Source organism: Pseudomonas sp. KH_024_B2 (genome assembly GCF_057839965.1).
The window spans coordinates 270,441-293,782 of sequence record NZ_JBYQPS010000002.1 but is presented as its reverse complement, the minus strand read 5'-3'; the positions used below and the strand labels follow the sequence as shown (position 1 = coordinate 293,782).

At 51.1% G+C, this 23,342-nt stretch carries 15 protein-coding genes; 8 read left to right on the top strand and 7 right to left on the bottom strand.

All coding sequences use genetic code 11. The annotated features are described in order from the left end of the window. From AC3I0A_RS28575 to trfA, 4 genes are all read left to right on the top strand, one after another. The gene (locus tag AC3I0A_RS28575) at positions 1-1,437 is read left to right on the top strand and encodes a 3'-5' exonuclease (protein ID WP_050682279.1); all 1,437 of its coding nucleotides are present in this window, start codon (positions 1-3) and stop codon (positions 1,435-1,437) included. 2,198 nt (positions 1,438-3,635) lie between these two features. Continuing rightward, positions 3,636-4,442, top strand: coding sequence for a ParA family protein (locus AC3I0A_RS28570; protein ID WP_050682280.1), 807 nt, complete (start codon positions 3,636-3,638; stop codon positions 4,440-4,442). Beyond that, the gene (locus AC3I0A_RS28565) at positions 4,442-5,413 is read left to right on the top strand and encodes a ParB/RepB/Spo0J family partition protein (protein ID WP_050682281.1); all 972 of its coding nucleotides are present in this window, start codon (positions 4,442-4,444) and stop codon (positions 5,411-5,413) included. The genes AC3I0A_RS28570 and AC3I0A_RS28565 overlap by 1 nt, the downstream gene beginning before the upstream one ends. 11 nt (positions 5,414-5,424) lie before the next feature. Further along, positions 5,425-6,540, top strand: a complete 1,116-nt coding sequence (gene trfA / locus AC3I0A_RS28560; RefSeq protein ID WP_050682282.1) for a plasmid replication initiator TrfA — start codon at positions 5,425-5,427, stop codon at positions 6,538-6,540. A 992-nt stretch (positions 6,541-7,532) separates the two neighbouring features. Here the strand turns inward: trfA and AC3I0A_RS28555 are convergent. Both AC3I0A_RS28555 and AC3I0A_RS28550 read right to left on the bottom strand, forming a co-directional pair. Continuing rightward, a complete protein-coding gene (locus AC3I0A_RS28555) occupies positions 7,533-7,937 on the bottom strand; it encodes a hypothetical protein (RefSeq protein ID WP_489378651.1) in 405 nt (134 codons plus the stop codon). Beyond that, positions 7,930-8,856, bottom strand: a complete 927-nt coding sequence (locus tag AC3I0A_RS28550; protein WP_273878466.1) for a coiled-coil domain-containing protein — start codon at positions 8,854-8,856, stop codon at positions 7,930-7,932. The genes AC3I0A_RS28555 and AC3I0A_RS28550 overlap by 8 nt, the downstream gene beginning before the upstream one ends. An 841-nt stretch (positions 8,857-9,697) precedes the next feature. On the opposite strand from AC3I0A_RS28550, the gene AC3I0A_RS28545 reads away from it, so the two are divergent. Both AC3I0A_RS28545 and AC3I0A_RS28540 read left to right on the top strand, forming a co-directional pair. Continuing rightward, positions 9,698-10,675, top strand: a complete 978-nt coding sequence (locus tag AC3I0A_RS28545) for a DNA replication terminus site-binding protein (protein WP_273878465.1) — start codon at positions 9,698-9,700, stop codon at positions 10,673-10,675. A 59-nt stretch (positions 10,676-10,734) separates the two neighbouring features. After that, positions 10,735-11,487: a hypothetical protein gene (locus tag AC3I0A_RS28540; RefSeq protein WP_050682285.1), complete on the top strand. Its 753-nt coding sequence runs from the start codon at positions 10,735-10,737 to the stop codon at positions 11,485-11,487. A gap of 75 nt (positions 11,488-11,562) precedes the next feature. On the opposite strand, the gene AC3I0A_RS28535 is transcribed toward AC3I0A_RS28540, so the two are convergent. The 5 genes from AC3I0A_RS28535 to AC3I0A_RS28515 all read right to left on the bottom strand — a co-directional run bounded on the left by AC3I0A_RS28535 (position 11,563) and on the right by AC3I0A_RS28515 (position 19,162). Continuing rightward, positions 11,563-14,583, bottom strand: coding sequence for a conjugal transfer protein TraG N-terminal domain-containing protein (locus AC3I0A_RS28535; protein ID WP_489378650.1), 3,021 nt, complete (start codon positions 14,581-14,583; stop codon positions 11,563-11,565). Further along, complete coding sequence (locus AC3I0A_RS28530) at positions 14,583-16,010, bottom strand: conjugal transfer protein TraH (protein ID WP_050682287.1); 1,428 nt, start codon at positions 16,008-16,010, stop codon at positions 14,583-14,585. Before AC3I0A_RS28530 ends, AC3I0A_RS28535 begins: the two co-directional genes overlap by 1 nt. Beyond that, entirely contained in the window at positions 15,994-17,034 is a 1,041-nt protein-coding gene (gene traF, locus AC3I0A_RS28525; protein WP_231669715.1) for a conjugal transfer protein TraF, read from the bottom strand. The genes AC3I0A_RS28530 and traF overlap by 17 nt, the downstream gene beginning before the upstream one ends. A gap of 1 nt (position 17,035) precedes the next feature. Continuing rightward, entirely contained in the window at positions 17,036-17,329 is a 294-nt protein-coding gene (locus AC3I0A_RS28520; protein WP_050682288.1) for a hypothetical protein, read from the bottom strand. A 477-nt stretch (positions 17,330-17,806) separates the two neighbouring features. Beyond that, positions 17,807-19,162 (bottom strand): site-specific integrase, encoded by a 1,356-nt coding sequence (locus AC3I0A_RS28515; RefSeq protein WP_156320488.1) that lies wholly within the window; start codon positions 19,160-19,162, stop codon positions 17,807-17,809. A 1,473-nt stretch (positions 19,163-20,635) separates the two neighbouring features. On the opposite strand from AC3I0A_RS28515, the gene AC3I0A_RS28510 reads away from it, so the two are divergent. Together AC3I0A_RS28510 and AC3I0A_RS28505 are read left to right on the top strand one after the other, a co-directional pair. Then, positions 20,636-21,949, top strand: a complete 1,314-nt coding sequence (locus tag AC3I0A_RS28510; RefSeq protein ID WP_082344496.1) for a site-specific integrase — start codon at positions 20,636-20,638, stop codon at positions 21,947-21,949. Positions 21,950-21,978: 29 nt separating this feature from the next. Continuing rightward, the gene (locus AC3I0A_RS28505) at positions 21,979-23,181 is read left to right on the top strand and encodes a hypothetical protein (protein WP_489378822.1); all 1,203 of its coding nucleotides are present in this window, start codon (positions 21,979-21,981) and stop codon (positions 23,179-23,181) included. Positions 23,182-23,342: the final 161 nt, after the last annotated feature.

The window sequence follows — 23,342 nt, the reverse complement described above, 5'->3', positions numbered from 1 at the left end:
ATGCATGCGCCTACGGAAGAACAGGCGGCCTTTCGGAAAGCATCTGTAGCCTTATTGGAGGCACCTCGAGGAATAATTAAATCAACGGCCGGAGCGGGTTGCGGCAAGACCACAGCATTAAAGGGCGCAGTCCAGGACTGCAATCGAGCCGGCGCAAGCCGGCTTTTAGTTTTATCGTATACCAAACAACTTGTATCGGAGGTGCAAGGTCTCTTTGGAAATCTCGCTGTCGTCAGAACCTTCAACAGCTTGGCTCTAGAGGCTGTCGGAGCCCGCTCAGAAGGACGTACCATTGGGCAGCTCTACCCTTCCCACGTCCTACAAGCATTTGATCTACATAAGAAAAAGTTACCGATAGATGCTCAAGCCTTTGCCAAGGTCATCATTGGCACAGTCAGTAAATTTTGCTCGAGCGCCGACTCAACATTATCAGCTGCACATGTTCCAGCCTGGGTACGAGAACCGGTAGTAGCCGATCTTGCCGTGCGCTACGCAACAGTACTATTCGACGCTTTGCGCGTAACGTCGAGAACCAGGCTACCCCTCCCGCACGATCTGTATGTCAAAGATTGGCACCTGCAAGGATGTCCGGGCCTTGCACATTTCGACCAATTGTTCCTCGATGAAGCTCAGGACGCATCAGATGTCATGCTCTCCTGCCTGGCGTTCGCCAAGCGTGCCTCCTACGTTGGGGATGCCGGACAACAGATCTTTGCTTTTCGCGGCTCCCAGGACGCTATGTTGAAGGTTCCAGGCCGTGAGTTCCCTCTAACCTTATCCTTTCGGTTTGGCCCTCAAATTGCCGACTTGGCGAACCGTATACTGGAGTGCAAATCGACCCCTCCCCCTATCAAGCTCCGTGGGCTCGCTGGGAAATCCTCAAGGGTTGGGCCTATAGCTGCTAGCGATGAGCACACACGCATCTTTCGCACAAATACAGCGCTGATACGAGATGCAATAACGCTAAGGGATCTCGGCGAGTCATTTTCAATCGTCGGCGATACCGGAGATATTCGTGACAAAACTGAATCCGTTTTTGCATTGATGAGAAACTCGCCCAGAGAAGCAAAACACCCAGCGCTCTCCTCCTTTAAGACCCACGACGAACTCGCTGAATGGGCTTCAGACCATCGAGATTCAGAAACAGCTCAGATCTACTTTCTCGCACGAGATTACGAGCTACGGGAGGATGATCTCGTGCGTGTTTTGGCTGGCCGAGGGCAATCGAATAAAGGACGAATTACGCTCACAAACTGTCATAAGGCCAAAGGCAGGGAATTTGCGAATGTGATTGTCCGAGATGACTTCGACCATAGCCTGGCTATCGCTAAGCGCCGGGGGGATGCACAGTTAGATGAAGAGCTGAACCTGCTGTATGTCGCCGCTACCAGGGCAAAGCAAGCAGTTGAGCTTCAGGTCTCGGAATTCAGAGTCTGAGGCAGCCCTCCCCTCCCCTCCCTCTTAGGCCCGCTACTTGCGGGCTTTTTTATGACAGCGATCAGCGGATACCAAGCCTAAGGCGATAGTCCGTCGATCGTCGACCTATTGTCGACCGTTGAACTTTCAAAAATGTAGGTCAATAGACGTTCAAACCCAGCTTTCCGAATGTCGACCTTTTGTCGCCCTATCGTGGATCTATTGTGTGCCTAAATAAGTGAGTGAGTCTGAGATGAAAACCTACGTTCGAAGAATCCACAAACGCCTGCACACTTGCGTCACCAAACCTGTACCTTTATACAGTGCATCAAACTCGCTATTCGGCCGTTGCAGATTGCCCTACATGGAAGCGCCTTGTGCCGAGTATCGCCCACTCAATGAATGAGTCAGTCAGGGTCTAATCTCCCTTGAGGAATCAACTCCCCCCCTATTCAACTCAGATGCACTCAGAGCCGCGATTTCCATTCCCACAGTGGGAATGAGCACCGTCACGAAACAGCGCAGTCCACCAACGCTGCGCACACGTCACTCACAAGACGCCAGGCGACACATTCCAACAGTCGCAATTGCCACCATCCTGGTAGTGGAAGGAACGAGAGACAGCGATGCGAAACCTCATATAGGACTACGTACTGTTCCATTCCCACGGTGGGAATGAGCATGCTGTGACCCGCCCCCCCTCAATCCGGGATCCGCGTGAAGCTTTCTCAACCGTGGCAAACGCCGCCGTCTACGAACCGGCCAGCCCACGTGCCACGATCTGGTACCAACGGCCGGCGACGAGGCGTATCACTCCTACCGTGGGAATGTTCACTATCGCGAAGTCCGAAAACGCATGAGCCCAATAACGAAAAGGGCGCTTGTCCGCAGCATTCCCACGGTGGGAATAATCAAACTATGGGACATGCTCCAATTTACAAACCGGGTTCCGCGGGTGAGGTACCCCAACCCAGGTATTTACCGCCGTCTATGAACCAGCCCACAAGGCACCATCTGGTACCAAAGGCCGGCGTCGAGACGTTTCGCTCCTACCGTGGGGATTGTGCACCATCGCGAAGTCCCACAACGGATGAACCCAATTTATAGATCGTGAAAGGGCGCTTGGTCATGGCATTCCCACGGTGGGAATGACCAAGGTACGGAACACGCGTCAATCTACAAACCGGGGTCAGCGGAGTAAACCATCCCAACAAACAAATGCCGCCGTCTATGAACAGGCCAGCCCACTAGACGCCGATCTGCTACCAGCGTCGAACCGTTTCATTCCCACCGTGGGAATAAGCACCATCGCGGAGTCGCCCAATGCACGAACCAATTTAGAAGATCTCAGAAGGGCGCTTAGCCATACCATTCCTACAGTGGGAAATGAGCGTGCTGGGAGCTGCCGGCGCAAACCGAGCAACGCGGGGCGATACAGCCGTGGCAACTGCCACCGAGTAAGAAACCGCCAGTAGAAGGGGAGCGATCGTGGAACTGCGCACAGGGTATTGGACAAAACCATTCCCACGGTGGGAATGATGGACGCACCGAAGCAAGTCAACGCATGTATCAAGCTTTCAAAGTCGATGAAAGGTCGCTTGTCTATACCATTCCCACGGTGGGAATGAGCGGGGGTGTAGGGACTGACCAGTCAAGGACCCCGTCACCGGGCCGATCGATTCCCACCGTGGGAATAAGCGCCATACGGTGTAGCCCAGCGCGCGATGGCGAGGACATAATCCCAGGAAAGCGCGCAGGTCCTTTACATTCTTACGTTAGGAGAGATCAATGCACGGCACCGTCCGTCGCACGAATCAGCGAATACGATCAAAACGAATGCGTTTAACCGATCAATCCCCCAGCGAGAGAGGCATCAGGAAGGGGCGATTTAGCCCAGGGTATAAAACCGGGAATACCAAGGGAGCCTCGGTGAATCAAGGCCTTGAGCTGCGCCATTACCATTCCCACCGTGGGAATGAACGAGGAATTCTCGCAAACCAAGACCAGCTATAACGCTTAGGTTAGACAAAGAAGCGGGGGAGGGGAGGGCGAATGAATGGGAAAGGTGGTCTAAGATCATGTCACCGCAGACCATCTTTAAAAACGATACGGCAAAATAAATAGCGTTTTCCAAGAATTTTGGCGACGTAATGTTGCATAATGCTTTTCACGATGTATGAACAGGTAGTAAACCTGGGATCTTTCATTAGGAGTAGAAAATGGCAGAACGTGTCGTTAATACAAAGATCATTGCCATTGCTAACCACAAAGGCGGTGTAACCAAGACAACCACGTCGATAAACCTTGCGGACCATCTCGCCCAGCTCAACGGTTCCAATAACGTCGTACTCATCGACATGGATCCGCAAGCCAACGCATCGAAGCATATTGGTCCAGAGCATCCAGCAAAGGTCACACACAATCTCGCTGAACTGTTATTGAACCCATCTGCCAGCCTTAACGCGTTTATCTTTGAAACCACACAAATTGAAGGCGTGAGTCTGATTTATGGTTCTCTTAGCCTCGAAACTGTTCCTGACATTATTAAACAGGAAGACCCTCGACCCAACGAAGTTCTAAAGGCACGAATTGCCCCATTGATGGGTGTGGCCGACTACATCATTTTGGACTGCCCACCTAATCTTGGGCTTCTGACTATGAATGCACTCGCTGCCGCAACGCACTACATCATTCCTGTAGAGTCGGGCGCAGCGTATGGTCTTTACGGACTCGCTGACCTCCAGGAAAGAATCAATAGAATTAAGAAAATCAATCCAGATCTAAGCTTTCTTGGTGCACTGTTGGTTAAGCACGATTCGCGACTGACGCTATGTCAGGAGAATGAACGAGATGCGATTGAGATGTTCGGAACTGTTGTCCCAGTAAAGATTTCTCAAACAAGTAAAGTGAATCAGTCGATCGCGATAAGCAGAAGTTTACGAATGCTTGATCGCAACAACAAAGTTACGAAGCAATATGGGGAACTTGCTGTCTATGTTGCCGAAACAACAGGGGGCTCTAGATAATGAGCGCACAAAGCGAAACCACAAGTAAAGCCAACCGGAAGACAGGAAAGGCGGCAGACGACAAAGTTGCTAAACCGAGCCGTCCAGGGCTTTCCGCGCTACTTGCAGGATCCCTGACTCAAACCTTCGCGAACCACAAACAGATTATTGAAGATACCGGTGTTTCTGATACGGAATACTGGTCTGCGCGCCCCATAGACATATCGATAGTTGACCCCAACCCCTATCAGCCGCGGAAAGACTTCGAGGGTATTGATGAGCTGGTCAGACTGATAGATGAGCAAGGCTTATTGGTACCAATCGAAGTTCGAGCGAAGGGCAACCGTTATGAACTCGTATCTGGAGAGCGTAGGGTAAGAGCTCATAAGATTTTGGGTAAGACCCGGATCTTGGCCCACGTGGTCAATATCACTGACCAAGAAAGTTCGGCTAGAGCGCTCGTAGAAAACTTTGGTCGCAAGGACTTAAGTGACTACGAAAAATCACGAGCAATAATCCGGCACAAAAAGGAGTTTGGAAGCGTCAGTTCCACGCACCAGGAATTTGGACTGACACAAACCACGTACTATCGGATGATGGCATTCGAAAGTCTTCCGGTAGCGGTGAATACTCTTCTGGATAAAAAGCCCGCACTGATCACGGCTGCAAGTGCAGAGAAAACTGTAAAGTTTATTAAGGAGAAAGTGGAGTCCGGAACCTCACAAGAGGCTTTGGAAAAGGCCCTTATCTCCATCATACAGGCAGCACTTAGCACCGGTACGCCGATAAAGAATCTTGCTCGGTCACTGGAGAAGAAATTTCCGCAAGCCACGCAAACGACGGCAGGTATCGAGCTTAAAAGCGGTGAGGTTAAGCTCGGGCATGCGAAGAAAAGCAAAAATTTCTACGAGTTGAAACTGGTTCGCTCGCAGTTCTCAGACGAGCAGCTTGAAAAACTTGAAGAGTTTCTGAAAAGCCTTAAATCGGCATAGGGGGTCCGAGTGTGAACGACACCAAATCGGAAAAGCCCAGAAATGGTGATCTCTTCGCCACTCAGGGCGGTGCAGAGGGGGAGGGGGGTACACCTCAATCTAAGCCAGGTCATGGCATTAAAGCAGCAAGAGAGCGGGCTGAAGCAGCTCAGAACGCCGCACTCCTCAGAGATGATCCGCTAAGCGCACAAGAGCAGGGGACGGGTGACACGACCAACGAATCAGGTAAAGCCGCACAAACTCAGGCCGAAACCCAAAAGCCAGCAGCGGCCCCTGCCACGCGACGAGGCGATGGCCTAAAGGCCGCACAACAACGAGCCAAGGAAGCCAAGGAGAACGCGGAAAAGCGATTGGGCAAATGGGCAGAGGAACTTCGAGAAGCTCCAAATGAAGCGCTTCGATGCGCACTGTTCACTGCTCGGAATCGCAACGTACAACGTGATCAACTGAAATCAGTTGAAATTTCCAGCTACGGCAATTCCCGTGTGATCTATACAGGGGAGGAGCTACGCCAGGACGACTTGGACGTTTGGCTGCAAGTGCTTCATCTGGCACGGCTTCAGGAACTTGGGACGCCTATTCGTTTCAGCCCAGCTCAGATGAAAAAGGACCTCCAGTGGCCATACGGGGTAAAACACACCGTCCGGCTCATGACGATCCTGACCAGATTGAAAACAACTGGGGTTCAGTTTCACTCGGAACGTCTTGGCCGCGGTGTAGTTCTCTCGCTTGTCAGAAAGTTTGAATACAGTGATGACTTTGACGTCGCCGGCAAACGCGCTGATGACGAATGGATCGTAGAGCTGGAACCTGAGATCGCCACCTTGTTTGGTGGAGGCTTTTATAGCACCAGGATTGAATGGGAGCAGCGAATGGCATTGCCCGGAAACCTAGCCAAATGGCTGCATGGTTTCTATGCCTCGCACAGTGAGCCATATGCACTGAACGTTGATACCCTGATAAAGCACGCCGGATCGCGCGTCTCAACACAAGGCAAAGCGAGGCAAATGGTCAAAGAAGCCTTGAACGAACTCGTCGCCGTAGGCTTCTTAAAAGAGGCTAGTTGTGACAGATCAGGCAAGGTGACTGTCGTGAGAAACAAGGCAAATACCAAGACCCCCGCTTAGGGGGTTTTTTGTGCCTGTAGATTGAGCTGTAACGCTCTCCCTGAGAGCAGATGTAGGAGGGAAGGGAAACGTAATAATGCCGTCACAGGACCGCTGATCACCTAACCAAAAGGGGCTGGCCACGATTAAGCAGCGTCGACAAAGAATGCCGGCACTGCGGTTGATATTGGATCAATCCGCACACACAGGGCAGATTTCAACGGAAGAAAACAGCCAAAACCTTAAATCCTACTGAACCGGCTAATGCTGACTTAGGGGTAAAGAGGGCCTGAGCAGCACCTGATTAAGAGGTAGATAAAGAAAAATAGAGCGGGGCAGAAACTCACCAAGGAGTAAAAAACGGAGAAAAGGGTCAAAACACCGCTCAGAACGTCTTTACGGAAAATGAATGAAAAGCTCCGCAAGCCCTTGAAATAGGCCCTGGTGGCGCTTTAGACACCCTTCAATCGGGACAGATTGGCCACTCTGGACGGGAAGGAAGGCTTAGCATGGTGAACTTTTTTACCCCTAAATCAGGTGCCGTCATATGTCGGATCGAAGTCACCATCAACGTTGCACCACAGGTGCAAATATCTTTATATATCAACGACTTACGAAGATGTGAAGAAGCAGACAAAAAAGATACCCCATAGTCAGGCAGAATTACTCCATAGTCAGATAATCGCAAAAACTCGAATAATCCTTATATTTCAGATACTTATGAGCGTTATTTAAAGCTGAATAAAGGGTAAATGGCAGGATTACCTCATAGTGAGGTACGTTTACCTCATCGTGAGGTAGCTTTACCTCATAGTCAGGTAAAAAAACCTCATGGTGAGGTATTAGGTATTAAGCGAAAAGCCATACAGATCAAGGGCTTCAGGCCCATTTCTCAGACCCTTAACCGCTTCTAACAGGTTTCTAACCGCTCTTAACCAGGATCAGAACCTTTTGCTTTGTAATGATAAAAGCGGGCAGCAGTAGCGCGAAGCATTGAGAGGCAGGTACCGGGGTCAAGTCCGACCTGGGTGGAGAGCACCCGCATTGTCAAACAGCCCAATTCGAAGACCTTGTCTGGGGTAATTGGCACCAAGACCGATCGGCGAGGCGCCTGCATCTTCAACAGAAGAACCCCTTTGTCGAGCTGGTTCTGCAAAAGTCATAGATTTGGATCTGCTTTTACCATGGTTCGAAGCTTCGAACGTAGGTACCAAACCCATTACCGCGCAGAGGAACAAGGTGGTTTCTCTGGGTGTGACCTGAAAAATCAGCTTGTTGCCCCAATCGAATTCGGCGCCGGCTTTATTGGCGCCGTCGATACTCAGGACAGTCTCACCCCCTGCATTTGTAGCCATCTCAAATTTGAGAGCACAGGACGTAGCGTAAACGTTGAAACCTTGGTAGGTAACCTCATTCATGGGAACCACCGGGACCTGTTGTGGAGAGCAGTCCCCCAACTCGATCATTCAGTTGAGCCAGTTGCCCCTTGTACGCATTGGCCTCAGCCTCACTTTGGCTAACCCTAGTAGCCGCGGTACCTACTTCAAGCCGTAACCTGGTTATTAACTCGACATCGACATCGCGATCACGTTGAAGCTGCAAAATCTGTCCGTTAACCGTGGCTTCACGCTCCCTCGACGCCTGAGCATCCCGTCGCGCATCGAGCAACGCCGCGTCCTGTTGCTTCGATTTCTCCACTAAGCCGGCTACACGTTCCTCCAACCTCAGAACTTCATCCTGAGTGCGACCCAACACCATTTTCTCATCTTCAAGCGACTCATGAAGAGAGGAGGCCTGCTCTTGGGCCTCTTGAAGCTGACTGTTCAACACATCAAGGGCAGAAGAATCTTTCCGAGCCTGATCCTCCATTCTCGCTAGGGCAGTGCGCATCTGGTCAGAGTTGTCCCGTTCAACAACAAGTTGATTTTCAAGATCCTGGTTTGTCTGCTCGAGACGATCAATCAACAAATCTGCATCAAGCAAAGCATTGCGCTGTTGTTCAACCGAGGCTTTCAAGGAATCAATTTCCTCTAGAGCAGCGGACTGAGCCGCTTCGTTCAGCACAACTGCCAATTCCTGCAACAGCTGGTTGACCGATGCTTCTTGGCGTTTCACGTAGCTGGAAATCAATGATTGTGCGCGGACTGGAATGCTTATGGACCCAGCAGCAGACGAGCCGTTCAGCTCTACGTGTTCTGTCCAGATCCGGATCAGCCTATCGGCCCGGCCACTACCAATAGCGTTACGTAACGAATAGCCATTCACCGCGCGACCATCCGCGAGAATGGAATTGCCAGCGTCGACGATGTCTTGAGTTGAGATCGGGGATTCGCGCACAGCGAGACACCTTGCAAGGAATGTTAAGTTGATTGTAACTAGTAACAAACAAACAAACAAACAAACAAACATACAAACATACAAACAATCATTGCGACCTCACCGTTTCGTACCCCACGCCCGATGCAGTTGATATGGGTGACCGAAGAAGCGCCGCATCACCAGCTTTCGCCGGGCTGGTCCGACACTGATCGCCTGAGCGAGAACGGTGGCCACAATCCACCAGAACCGATCAGCGGCCTTAAAAGAACGGCGGCCGAGAATTCCGACCACCAGGTTGTCTCTAGTAGCGGACCGATCTCGAATAAGTGGCAGGGAAGAGGTAGAGGAAGGATTTGGAATAGCAGAAGGGAAGCCACTGTTTACGCCCAAGATCGGCTTTGGTAATGGCCGGCGGCAACGTCACCACGAACTCCGGAATACGCAGCATGCGGCCCAGCCGAGAGCGGCTTCCATAAGCGGACTCGACTATTCAAAACACGAAAACAATAGGTCGACAATAAGGCGACAAACAAGCGACTTTATACCACCCCTGCACATGGTTGGCGGGCCACTCCGCGACCTTCCTGACCCTACACCTAAACGCGAAGCTCGCTGCGCACCTCCCAGGAGCTCCGCTGAGCCTTGAAACCTCAAAAGCAGGGTGCAGGGCGCGACCCCTATCCTGATCGGCCCGCGCGTAGCGCGATGGAAGGTAAGAGGAAGGTAAAGGGAAGGGAGATGAAGGTGAGGGTAAGTCGGCGGTGAGGTAGTGGGGGAGGGACGCGGTAGAAGGGTTTGGCTTGCAAATGGAGGAAGACGTGCAGGGGTGGTATAATGTGGCTTCTTGTATAGGGGGCCTATGTACGAACGAATTCAGTCTGCCTACCAATCACTGACCGCTGCCATCGAGGCATTCAACCGAACGTGGCCAACACTGGTGGTCGACGGCGTGGTGTATGTACTGCCGTTGCTGAACGAGCAGAAAACGCCCGACATCTTGCTGGTGGAGAAGGTTACTGGTCCTGATGCCATCAAGATGGCCATCGATGCGATCGGGACTTTCGAACGCGACATAGGACAGGCCCCGGGCACAGTCATGCGCTTGCCTGGCTATTTCACGGTGGCCACCTCGGTGCTCGATCAGGTACTTGCGATCAACGCTTGCAAACAGAACCTGGTCGACGCCATTGAGATGGTGCGCGTTGAGCAGAACCTGACGCCGGAGATGCGGCCGCGAATTATGCGGCGTGCCCTGGGGGCGAGCTTCAATACCAACCAGCTGAAGCGATCCGTACACGCATTCGACGGAGCCCCACGGCAAATTACGTTCACGTGGGCTGGTCACTCACCCGGCAACGAGCGAGTGACCGTCAGCAAGATCCGCGCTCAGCTCGAGGCCAAGGCAGAAATCCGCGCCGGCGCCGAGGACATTCCGATGGAGCAAACCCCGGAGTATTTCGACCTCAACTCTATTGTTCATCTTTCGGACGCCGACATCCTTATCAAACACAAAATGGTCGCTCCCCACCCACGCTGCATGCTGTGGTTTTCCGAAAGCAGCAGATGGGACGCTATGATCAAAGCCAATCTTCCGGTGTTTGTGCTGGCTAGCGAACGAGCACCAACGATCAAGCCCCTGAAGTTATTCGACCGCAACGCAAGGCGTGCCAAGCGACACGACGAAAAGGCGCGTCAGGAGGTTCTGCAGGGGCGAGACATGTACTTACCTACCGCCAAGGGCAAGCCTGTCCAGGATAAGGACATTGATCGCCAGAGTCCGGAGGAGGAGGTCGCATCCACCTATCGCTTGGCCGGGCAGACTTACTCAAGCCAGTGACAGGACTTGCATCTACAGCAGGTGCGGTAGGATGTATTCAGTCGAAAGGAGAATTCGCAATGAAGATGATCATTGAGTCAGAAGTCAAACGTGCTGAAGCACTGGTTGAGCGCTACATGGGCCTGCCACCAGAAACGATCGATCTGTTCAGCTTCAACGTGGATGCATTGCGCAAGGCTCCTGCCGACTTTGGACGCGCTATCAGCGCATTGCGCCAGGTAGCTGACATAAGCAGCCCTTCGCAAGCTGATGCAGCCTACGCCGTGAACGTGGTTGATCTGATTGCAGAACTGGCGCAACGGCCACAACTGCCTGCACCCATCCAGAAATTGTGGGCGGTGGAGGAGGGCATTCGTACTGCTGGTGGACTGTGGACGCTCAAGCACCTGGTGACGATCGCACTGGCGTTCGCCGGCGTGCTGGTAGGTAGCACTAAAGTCATGACCTTGGGCTACGAGATGTTTGCCTATGTCGCCTTGGCCTTGATCGTTGCCTCGGGGGCATTGCACCTGACACACAGCAGCAATGCCGGCACGAGAGTTCCTGTCTACACGATTGGTGCTCTGGTAGCCTTCTGTGTGCTGAACACTCTGTTCGCACCTAATGTCGGGTTTCTTGTTCTGCTTGCAGGCGCAATCGCCTTCATGGCTGGGTCGTTTCTAAGTCTGTTCGATAGCAAAAACGGTCCTACCGGTGGCGAGTTGTATCCCGAGGAATACCAACCAGTGGAAGGATTACGCGCAGAAGAATTCAACTACTACAAGGTGACGACTGGCAACGATATGAGCGAGCCAATTGACAGATTGTCTTGACCAAAAAAAACCGGCTTTAAAAGCCGGTTTTTTCGTAACGAGGATTCAATTTACTGCCGGGGAACTGTGGACATGTCAGCGACCGACATTATCTCGCTGATTCACCGTCAGAATGTCTGCAAGGTGCCCACCAGATCCATTGTCGTGTAGCCCTGCCTCAACCAGCTGCTTATACATTCCATCGGACAAGTCCTTATCCATATGATTGGCAGCGGCGTAACTGTCCCAACGTTCCCTTGAATTATCAGTTAGGCCACCAACTCTTGCAGTTGCAAATACATCTGCCTGGGCCTCATTCAGACCCAGTTGTTCACCTTCGTGCATGTACTCCTCACGTGTTGCGCGGGTGCCCAAAGCCGCTCCGACGCCATTGGAGGCTGCAGAGAGTATGCCAAACGAGGACTCACCTCGATCGTTGAGTTCTGTCGCCGAACCGCGGATACGATCAGCAGCTCTATCCGCTGCAGGATCCAATGCCTTCTTCGCGTAAACCTCAGAGTCGTTATGCGCAATCCCATCATTGTGAGCATGTCTAGCTGCGATATTTTGGTGAGCATCCGCAACGGCAGCTGTCTTCTCCGTATTAAACCGAGAATCAAATGCTCCTGTGTCAACCATGTGGCCTGCGTTGCTTGTCTCCGCCTCCAGATTGCCAACCGCCGGTGAACGCAAATTCGCATTCTTGTCATAGTCGACGGTGGCTCCAGTCAAAGCCTCGAAATCATGGTGTTTTGCCAGGGTGTACAACGCTGCAGCTGTATTCGCACGGTTGGGATCCAGCATTGTTTGACTGAACATCTGCTGGTTCTCCTGAAACTCTTGGCCGTACTTGTTCATGGCGTCACCGACAACGGCCCGATCCCGGCCTTCGTTGATAACCTTGCCCGTCAACGAATCAAGCTTCATGTCCTCAGAGTACCCATAGGTATTCGCCAATCCGCTAACCTTCTGATAGGCCATCTGATCGTTGATGGTTTTCTGGGCCGATTGCGAAAGGCTGTCCTGGTCAGCTTTCGAAAGGCTCGAGCGGTCAGCGCTCTGGAAGTTCTTGGCCAGCGTAGTGCCATCGGTTTTTTGAAGTGCGCTTTTGACAGTCTCCCCAAGGCCCGATGATTTGACCGCCGACAACGTATCAGCATAGGCCTGGGAATCAGACCGCGTTGACTGATCAGTACTTGATGCTGTTGCCCCCGCACTAAGCCCAACGCCACCGCTGACGCCTGCTTTAACACCTGCCGGACCTCCATCAACGCCTGCAGCTGCAGTGGCACCGAGCTTGCCATCGACGCCACTGCTCAGCGCAGTGCTCGCAATAGCCGCGTCTATGTTGCTAGCGCTGTACCCTTGAGATCTGAGCGAATCGTACTTTGCCTGGAAACTCGCGCTTTTATCCAAGCCGAGAGATGTTTGAAGCGAATGCCCAACATCTGCAGCTTCACCGATCGTCTTCGAGTTATCGAGCGATCTGCCCATCGTGCTTGTGAATTGCTTAGAAAAGGCCTGAGAAGAGCCCTCTGAGGTCGCTCTTGAACTTTGAACGGATTCGCTCAGCATGGACCCGACTGAAATGTTGCCACGCTGATTTTCCGATCCGTTGATGCGTACGCCCTTGTCGAAGTCGCTTGTTGCATAGGGCGTAGTCTGCAATCCAGCTGCAGGGGTTACGACATCGGGGCTGGCAATCTTCTCGTTAATTTGGTCAGAGCCACTCATCCGTCCTGCAATCCCAGAGGCAGCAATCGCTGTACCGGAGACTAGGAACAAACATATCGCTGGGATGGAGGAGGCCATTAAACCGGCGACACCAATAGCCTGTTCAAGAGCAGGCCCCATCTGCTTGAGCATCTCGAACGACACCCCAGTTCCGCCAACATCGAACGATGACGTCTGGAGAATGGACTCCATAGCACTCGCGGTGGACGAGACCGTGTAAAGGTTCACAATTGCCAATGCCGGCATCCAGAGCATCATCCAGGCCAGCAACATCAAGTATTTGCTGATCAGACCAATACCAAAACCGCCCATGGTAATGAGGAACGCCATCAGCGGAGTGATGGCATAAATGAGGCCTTCAAAGAAGGTCATGAATGGGCGAACATACTTCGTAAATTGCGTTCCTTCGGCTGCCCACTGGGTGTTTTGCTGAGCCATGGCCTGGCCCATCATGACGCCATACGAGCCCTGCAAATCCTCTACTGCTTTCTGACCAGGTGCTTGAAGAAATATTGGATAGAGAACCGAGGCCATTGTGTAAGCCCGGGCGTCAGTCGCTGACATATTCAGCGCGTACAGCGAATCACCAATGCGAGAGGTCACCGCATCTGGATCGACCGTCTTTCCTGGACGCTTGAAACCCGCCGTTGCGATCTCGGACATGACGTTATCAGTTGCTGAGTCTGTCAGGTTTACAAGGGCTGTATGTGCGTCAGAACAATTGAGCGTTCTACCCCCAGCTGGACCATCGAAAATCTGAGTGTAATAAACGCTGCTGCTAAACCGAGCGGCGCCCATTGGGTCGTTCGCCCGGTATAGATCGGCATAATCTTGGAGATCAGTGCCAAGCATGGGCAACGTGCATTCACGAAAATAATTAGACCACGAGTTAACCAGGTTTTTATTGGGGCCCAATCCATTGGTGAACGATGGAATGGACATCAAATTTCCGGTCACTGAGCGAACTTTCATCAGGGTTTCAATCGGGTCAGCAAAACCGTACTTTGTCATCGCCGGCGTCGAGAACGCCTGCTCAAAGAGGTTCGTTAGATTGTACCCAATGTTTGAGATAATCGACCCAACAGCCAAGGGACCTAACGGGACGTTATCAACCACTGCCACATCGCCGTCATACACATCCTCAATGATCGCCCGCCCAGAAGGACCGTACATGGCCATGTACAACACCAGGCAAATAAGCAGTTTTTGGAATGGAATTGCGGTGTTGTTGAAAACCGCTTGAAAGCCCAAGATAAGGGCTCCGATCGCAAACCCGATTCTGGCCAGAGACTCAATATCACCGGTCCCACAGATCATGGCAACTGAGTTCAAAACCTCCTCGAGGTAGACTGCAGAGCCAACAGAATAAATTGTGAACTCCATCAGTTTGGCCTCACAGGATTTGCGCCCATCGTGGCAATAAAATTGGGTGGCGGCATGATCTGCATGCGCACCTGATAGTCCTTGGCCATATCATTTTCATTGCCATATTTTGACAGCAGTGATTGGTGCTCTGAGGTGAGACGAGAGCGAGATTCAGACAGGAAGTCCTTACTTGTTTCACCTAGCTGGTCAACCATTTTTCCTTTTTTAAGAACTTCTGAGGCTACGTTGATATACGACTCAGCAAGGGAGTGGGCACCCTCAAGAGCAAGCATTTTGGAGTGCGCGCTAACGAATCCCTTAGCCATGTACTCACTATGTTGGGCAAGCCGCTGAATCATCGCGGAAAATCCTGTTTTTTGTAGCGCCCCGATAATCGCTACTTCATCAGAATTGAACGGACCAGCGTTGTTGGCCCACTTAAACACAATGCCTGGAGAGCTCGCATTACCATTAAATAGCTTCACTATTTTTTCTGCCAGACCGTCAAATGCTATTTGCTGAGTTTTAATAGTCATGCAAGCATCTTCGTCGCTGGAGCAATCGTAAATTGGGACGGTGTCTGTTTTTTTGCCCTCAACTATGTCCTGCAAAGTAATTGACGTAGGACCATAGAACTTGGTTGTAGGGACTTTTCCTTTTCCATCATCGGCATTCTCAAGTGCGGTGATGAGTACAGTTCCCGTCAAGGACATAATCATCTCATCAGTTTGGCGTGATCCGTACTGGAAGAATCCCCTGGCATTATTTTGTGCCATAGCGCACCAGATAACGTTGCCAATGTCCTCACAGGATTTTGCTAACCCAGCGTCACTTTGCTGCTCCTTTGGAGACTTCGAGGTCAGGCTACCGGGCATGATCGAGGAAAAGGCATCGCCGATACCCCCAGTCACGTTGATATTGGCCGCTCTCATCGTTTCTTTAGATGTGAAGGAACTGAAAGCGTCTGTGACCAGGCCCTGGGCAAGTTGGCATGAATTGGACATCAGGCTATTAATGTCCTGCATAACCTCTTGAAGGTTCTGGATGACGTTATGGACAGTAGGCCCCATAGCGTTCAACGCGAGTTTAAACGCGTAGCCAGAGGCCACGCCGACAGCGTTCGATGCGACCGATCGCAATGCCTGGACGAATTGTTGGGCGTTAATAAATGAGAATGAACCTGCGAACATGTCAATCCCGCCACAGCCAGCCTGAAAGGAGGGCGGTCGGAAGTTGACAATCGGCGTATTGGATATTTTGTTTCTAACTCGCAATGAACCGCCAGTAATAACACCACGCGTCGCTGTTTCATACGCTCCGGGTTCTGTGCTGTTCGACATTGAATCGAACATGGAATCCAGTTGCGACTGAATGTCAGCATATGCTCCCGACGGAGCTATACCGATAGCCAAAGCCAGGATCATTGATTTACTGTTCAATCGCATTAGGGGTCTCCACGTCAATAGCCTTTCTTGCCAACTTGGCTTTCATGCTTTGCACGAATCTTTGAGGATCATTGAGAAGATCCTCATCAATACCGTCCGAGTCATCAATCGACAGAAGTCCGTTGTCGAAAAACGGCTGCGTGCTCGCAAATGTTTTATGGTCGATAATCCCAGCGTCTCGCGTGGCCATCAGAATTCGATTGAACAGCACGTCGAGCGTAATGGCGCCGTATCCAACGATTGCTGTGCCTTGAGGGGGCATGGCCAAGGCGAGAGCAGGGGTCTGAAAGATCTCGAGTTTCTTGGCCTGACCATCGTCCACCCGATAGTCCGGAAACGCGTTGTTATCCAACGGCCCGCCATCAAGCGAAACTGGAATGATGTTTATGCCAGTCGAAGTTGTGAGCGATTGCAGGACGTTTGCCTGTTCGGCACACAGCATGCAGTTTGATTTGAAGAAAAAGAAAACCCCAACCCTGTCAGCCAAGCTGCGCAGCACCTTGTCTTTGTTGGCCGTCACTTCGCGATTCATTGCATTTGCTGCATATGTCGCGACTGGACGCCGGCTATCTTCGTCGAGGAAAGGATCCTTCATGATTGCGCGCGACGAAGCCTCGGAGAACCGCGATGCTTTGTCCATCATCACGCGTTGAAGGTAGTAATAGGCCTGAACGTTCGCGTCCGTGGGATTGTCGATGGCTCGGTCACGGTACTTCGGTAGGTTCTTCTTGATCCAGGCAACACTGAACACCTCAGGACCTTTTGGGGCCGGAGGTTCGACTTTTTCTTCCGGAGGCGCCGGCTGGGGAGGAGGGGGAGGAGGCGGGGGAGGAGGCAACTCCTTCTTGGGCTCCTCTTCTTCCTTAGGTGGGTCTTTGTACCAGAACCACCCTTCGGCCTTTCCCTTGTAATAACTGCTGCCGCCGGCGGCGGGTAGGGAAGATTCTTCTGGCCTCTCACTTGCGTGTAAGCCGTGTGAAAGCGCAGCTATGACTGCTGCGCCGAAAAATATAGTCGGTCTCACGTCAAACCCCCTTATCAAGGAAGCTTGCGACCGACTCAGTACGGTATACCCAAAACCGTCCAGACTTTTTACGAGCAGGGTAAATCGCTTTTACCCAACCCAGGTGCTGATAGTTGGCTGCACCGATTTTTTTCCGGAAGTAGGTCACTGAATAGTTCAGCTCAGCGGCTACCTGAACAACGGACATATGTTCGCCATACATACGCATAAGACGCTGTAGGGTGGACTCGTTCTTTTTCTTGCTGCTAGCAGCAGCAGATGACTGTTGGCCACGACCTTGCGAGATCTGAAGCATCTCCACTCCACACATTGAAATCTGATGTTTCAATGCTAGGGAGTGAGATCTACGAAAGGCGGCCAATTGGGCCCAATCTGGGGGGCAGTAATTACAAAGGGCAAAGCGAGGAGCGGGTAGTGGATTGCTGCAGGCTCTTCGACCATGGAAAGGTCCTACGACGCAGAGCTCGACAAAGTAAGGAGGTCAGACCAGGGTAAGGCTCTGTCCGCCGATACGTCAGCGTCGCAGCTAAGGGACTTGTGGGGCTAAAAGTTTAACTGCTGAGCAGCCCGACGCCTCAAAGCTGTGGCCCAGTAGATGAAGGTGTGAGGCTGGCTCAAGGAGCGTGTTATCCCGGGCGCTAACTTTAGCCAATGGGAATGCTAGATCGAAGCCGAGAGCGAGTTCGGATCAAAACCGTTTGGTGAGCCGACGCCATTGGCGTAAGAGTTCTACTGTTAGCGTTTTCTTTGGTCACAGCGCCGTGACGCTGTTTTATCGATCCTCGATGCTGAGATTTTTGTTAGATCGATGTCGCTCCTCATCCCGGCTGTTGTAGTACGTATCAACCGTGGTTGCCAAGCTTTGGTGGCGCAGGTCAGCCTGGAGATCCTTGTGGTCCCGCACCTTGGCGTCAGCTGTTGCCGAGGTGTGACGGAGCCAGTGGAGTGATGCTGAACGGAGGTTTTTAATGTCGTCATCAGGAAAACCTTCCGCACGCATTCGTTCCAGTGCGTAATCGAAGACCTCCTGAACAAGGCTCCTGATATGACCCTCTGACAAACCTGCCCGGCCTTTGAGGGACTGTAGGAGCGGTGCAGAATCATTAGGGTAGGGCGCCGGTGTTAGTTTCAAGAACGTCCTATATCGAGCCATCCAAACGTTCATGTACTCGTCTTTAACACTGATCTTGGCAGACTTATTTCCTTTGCCTATGACATGGAACCACCAGTTGCCATGATCATCCTTACGAAAGTCGCTCATCATGGGTTGCCAGTTGTCCCGACCAACAATATCTGAAACGCGGAGATACATTGAATAGATGGTGGCGACGATGAAAAGCGTGCGCTCGTAAAATTTGCGTTTCGTCTTAAGTGCTTCTTTTTCCGCATCGTCCAATTCGTTGTCCGGATCGGCTGGTACTTGATCAGCCATTAATTTGGCTGTCTCTAATACAAAACTCCACTGCAACGCGGTCAAAGCCTTCGCTTTTTCGTCCGCCACAACCCTATGCTTGTAGTTTGATTTCTGTTTGATTGCGCGGATTGGATTGGCGTTATTTGAGAGACCTTCGTCAGCTGCCCATTGAAAGAAGCTACCGCATACAGCAAAGATCTGAGCGATTGAGTCCTGTTTCATCTTGTAAGGTTTAACCTCAGGCTCTCTGTTTTGCTCCATGGCGAGTTTGAGATCAGGTTTTTTTACTGTCAGGAAGAATGGCCGCCACTGAGTGTTGATTGTGTAGGTGTCAGTAGGTTTGGGGGTGCGTCCGCCAACACGGTGATAGCGAGCCTTTACCACCGGGCCGATCCAGTCTACAGGTGGCTTAATGCAAAACTCCATGAAACGTTCGCCATCCTGACGGGTCATTTCCAAAAGTGGCTTTTTGCAAACCAGAAGCGTCCAGAGCAGCAAACGCTCAACGTGAGTACGATAGGAATTGAAGGTTGCCGAATTGCGTTCATAAGAGCGCAGGAAGCTCCTGACAGCTCGATAGCCATCGATGGCACAGAGATCACTTGGGAAGGACTCCAGGTAGCTGATGACCACCGGCTGTTCTTGAGAAAGGTTGTTGTGGTTAAGCTCAAGGAATCGGTCGTGCGACTCGAACAACGGGATCAGGTTTGCCATGAAATTTCCATTCGCGGATGGTGGTCACGCCGATAATCTATCCGTGTTTCGCGAGGATTGCAAAATACGGTTCTACACATTATCGAATATTGCATTATCTAAGTACGCCCTTTTAGCGGATTTGCGGTTGGTTAGCTGCAATGCATATACAAACTGGAATCCTTTGCAAATCAACAAGATTGGCATCTCTGTGGCCCCCCCTTAAAGATGGCACCTTAAGTGGCGCCACTCATTTTCGTTTCGAAAGCCTTGTAAACCGAGCTTCTGCGAACATTCCACACCCTCGGAGATCACCATTCCAGCGCTTCTAAATCTGACGGAATTTGGCCCTAACACATGGACTGACTACTTTTTGTGAGTTCTGGACGCCGTATGCCGCGTAGAAATGCTTCCGGGTGTCCTCGTAAGCGTCCATTTCGAGCAGATTCCTCCAGTGCAAAAAAGAACCCGAATGCATGAATTCTCTTAAAAACGGCTGAAACCTTTAAAAATGACCCAGCCTTAGCCCAGTGAATACGATGGTTTGCGATTCTCTGATACCTAAAAAGCGCTCGAAATATATGCTTGGCTGCGTAGGTTCGATCTTTCTCCATGAGAGCGTTCCAATCTCATCGACCGGTAAGCGAAGATCGAGAAAGATCGGATATCAGGGCAGCAGTCCGGAAGCTACTCCTAGGTTGTCTAAACCTGGCGTGCGCCGTGAGGGCTAAGCTTGGTTGGGTGCGTGCAACACCGGCGTGCGTTGTGTAAATAAACATCAGAGCGAGCGCTCGATATGTAAGCTCAGAGAGGATTCAAACGCGGAGAATAGCGTTTTAGGGGCGAAAGGAGAGTATCTAAGGGAGCTTCCAGACTGAAGCTTCGAAGAAGCTTCATTATAAAATCACTAATAGTTCTGGATTTCAAGAGTCTTTCTTGTGGGCTGACAACTGGTTGTTCTCGATGCCCGCTCCCTCATTTAAAAGAAAACTTTTTAAAATGATCTAAATCTTTAAAACTGGTCAGACCCACTAATTATGGAGGTTGCTGTCGTGCAGCCCGTATTATTGGGGCTATGCAGCTAAAACACTTTTAAAGATGGCTGAATCTTTTAAAAGTGAACCCTAGATTATGGTTGTCGTGAAGACGAATTCCCCTATCTAAAGCGCTATTGGTTCCTCCCAATAGCTTCGTACTTTGAGTGCGAGACTCGCATAGGTTGGGGCTTGTGGCCGTGAATTCGGTGTTTCTCAGCCGGGGCCAGGTCAAAACTGTCAATATATAAATAATTAATTTCTAGTTGCCTGGTTATTAGCTAAGCCTTGAAAGAGAAAACTTGCAAAGCTATGTTGGCTGTGTATAACCTACATGCCATCGATCAATGGTTAGGGCTATGCGATGAGCGATTCATTTAGGCAGACGGACACGCTCGCCTCGAATAAACGAAAGGACAAGCCCCCTACTTCCGATAACTCCCAGAATCGGAAATCTGCAATGCAGCATCCCGTGAAGGATAACAAGATGCCGGCCCCGTATCCGTTGTTCAACACCTATAAAGAATTCGTCAATCACACTCGCGATGAACCTGACCCGTGTCTACCGCTGGTGATGAACTATTTGGCGAACTTTGATGCGCATCTGAAACCCGTGGACGGTTTCGAAGCTGTTCGTGGTTTTCTGCGTTCATACTCCAACGTCGAGGCGACATTCGTTTCATATCGCACCCATGCCGAGCGCCTGCTGCTTTGGGCATTGTTGATTAGAAAGAAGCCCCTGATGGAGCTGCGTCGCGCAGACGCCGAAGCCTTCTTGGAGTTCTGCATGGCCCCACCCATAGGTTGGCTTGGCCCCGTGACACGCAGCAGGTTTCTGATCGTGGCATCCGACAAAGATTTACAGCTTTGTCCAAATCCACGCTGGCACCCATTCACGGTGAAGACAGCGAATCGCATAGGTAATGCAGAAGATCTTGACGGCCCCGTTGCTGGTGTTCCGTACCAGCCATCTCGAGGGAGCATTTCCCAAGTTTTCTCGGTTTGCAGCAGTTTGTACGAATATGGTCTCGATGAGGGCCTGACGTCGACGAATCCCTTCAGGGCGATCAAACAGAAATCGCGATTCAAAGCGTCGCGTTCAATGGTGCAAACCGGACGTGCCCTTACGCCTCTTCAATGGGACTTCGTACTGACCACCGCCGAAAAAATGGCCGCATTGGTTCCTGAAAAACATGAACGCACCCTGTTCATCGCCGCGACGTTGTTTTCGATGTACCTACGCGTTTCGGATGTCTGTGGTCGGGTGAATTGGCAGCCCACAATGGGCTCCTTCAAGATGGATCATGAAGGCAATTGGTGGTTCCACCTCGTTGGTAAGGGCGACAAAGGCGCCAAGGTAGCTGTAAGACCCGAATACATTGATCGTTATTTAAAGCGCTACCGACGGTTCATGGGGCTTTCTGAACTGCCATTACCTAATGAGCAGACCCCTCTTATTGCGACTCTGAATGGTCGTCCAGGTTTATCAACTCGAATGGTTCATTTGATCATCCAAAAGCTATTCGACCGGGCTGTTAATGAAATGGTTAACGAAGATCGCCAACCTGGCGAAATCGAAGCTCTGCGGGTGGCCTCCACGCACTGGCTAAGGCATACAGCTGCGACACTTGATGCCCCTTGGCGAGACTCCAAGGACTTGCAGATGGATCTACGTCACAACAATTTGTCCACTACTCAGGATATCTACTACAGCAGTTATGAAAATAAGCGCTCGTACTCGCTTAAAAAACTGGGTTTGAAAAATCGTGAATAATTTTCAGAGACAACTGGTAGAAAAAAATCATGGAATCAATGCCCCGTCCTTGCTTTGAAGCGCTGGAAGAATTTTCACGGCTAGACCCAGACACCCTTGATGGTGAGCTGCCTGTAATTCAGCGTTTTCTCAACAGTTGCCCAGCCAGCAGTATGCCAACAAAAAGCTACGTGCTCGTTAAGCAGTTTTTGATTAAGCATGCCAAATCTACGCGCTATTCAAACTACCGAAGGTATATCGAGCGACTTTTACTCTGGAGTATTTTGGAGGCAAAAAAAACCATAACTGATTTGAATGAAGATGACATTCAAGAGTTTATGAGTTTCTGCACATCTCCCCCGGACTCCTGGGTGGCAGATAAGTCTTGTCGGCGATTCACTCTCGGCAAACTGAGACAGGTAATAGAATTTCGCCCCACATGGCGTCCGTTTAGCTTTGATCAGACGTCTATTGGGGAAGACGGTACTCGCTTAACGTACATAGCTGGTAGAGGCGCGCTCGCTAAACAGTGGTCTGTGGTCGCAACTTTTTTTCTGCATCTGCACGACAGTGGAATTATACCAGTCAACCCTGCGCGAAGGCTGCACGCTGCCGGCATCTACTCTATGAATCTTCCTATTCACAAAGGTGCGAATGTTTTCACTGACGAAGAGTTTGCGGTCTTGATGTTGACGCTCAGCGACATGGCAGATGAGGAAATCCAAAATGAACGTACGCTACTCATGATCGCGTCAGTTTATTATCTTAGGATGCAGCCATCTGAGATCGACAGTTTAGGGGGGCAACTAACGTTCAGTGCGCTGGGGCTCATGCGCGATGGGACTTACGATTTAGATGTGGACAGTTTCCCGAGCAATCGAGCATGGAAAATCCATCCTGAGTTTGTAGCTAAGTATGTGAATCGTTATCGTGAAAAACTTGGCCGAAAATCCCTTCCATTGGAGCGTGATCACACATTGTTGTTCGGGAAGATTCGTGGGAAAGGTTCGATAAGTTCAACTCATGCGAGACTTTTATTCCGGACTGTATGTCAGTTCGTCATTGATCGGCTTACCGAAAGCGGATATGAAGTCTCGCCTGACTCAGGGTTCCGTAAGGCGAGTCTATTCTGGTTGCGAGAAACAAGTATGCACCACAGCGCAAGGACGATGCGGATGGAGGACGTAATCAGGCTTGTGCGAAAATCAAACGCGGAAAGTGTCTACCGACGTTTCTTTGCGTGGCGTGGTTAGTATCTAGAATGTCTGCCCTACTTTTTTCGAGGGTATTCCTATGAAACCTTTTTAACTCAACTAAATAGTCATTTAGTTGAGTTGGTTGTACTACTTTGCTCGCGGGCTGAATCTATGCATCAGCCACGCGACATTATTGTGAACGCCATCTTCTCCAAGAC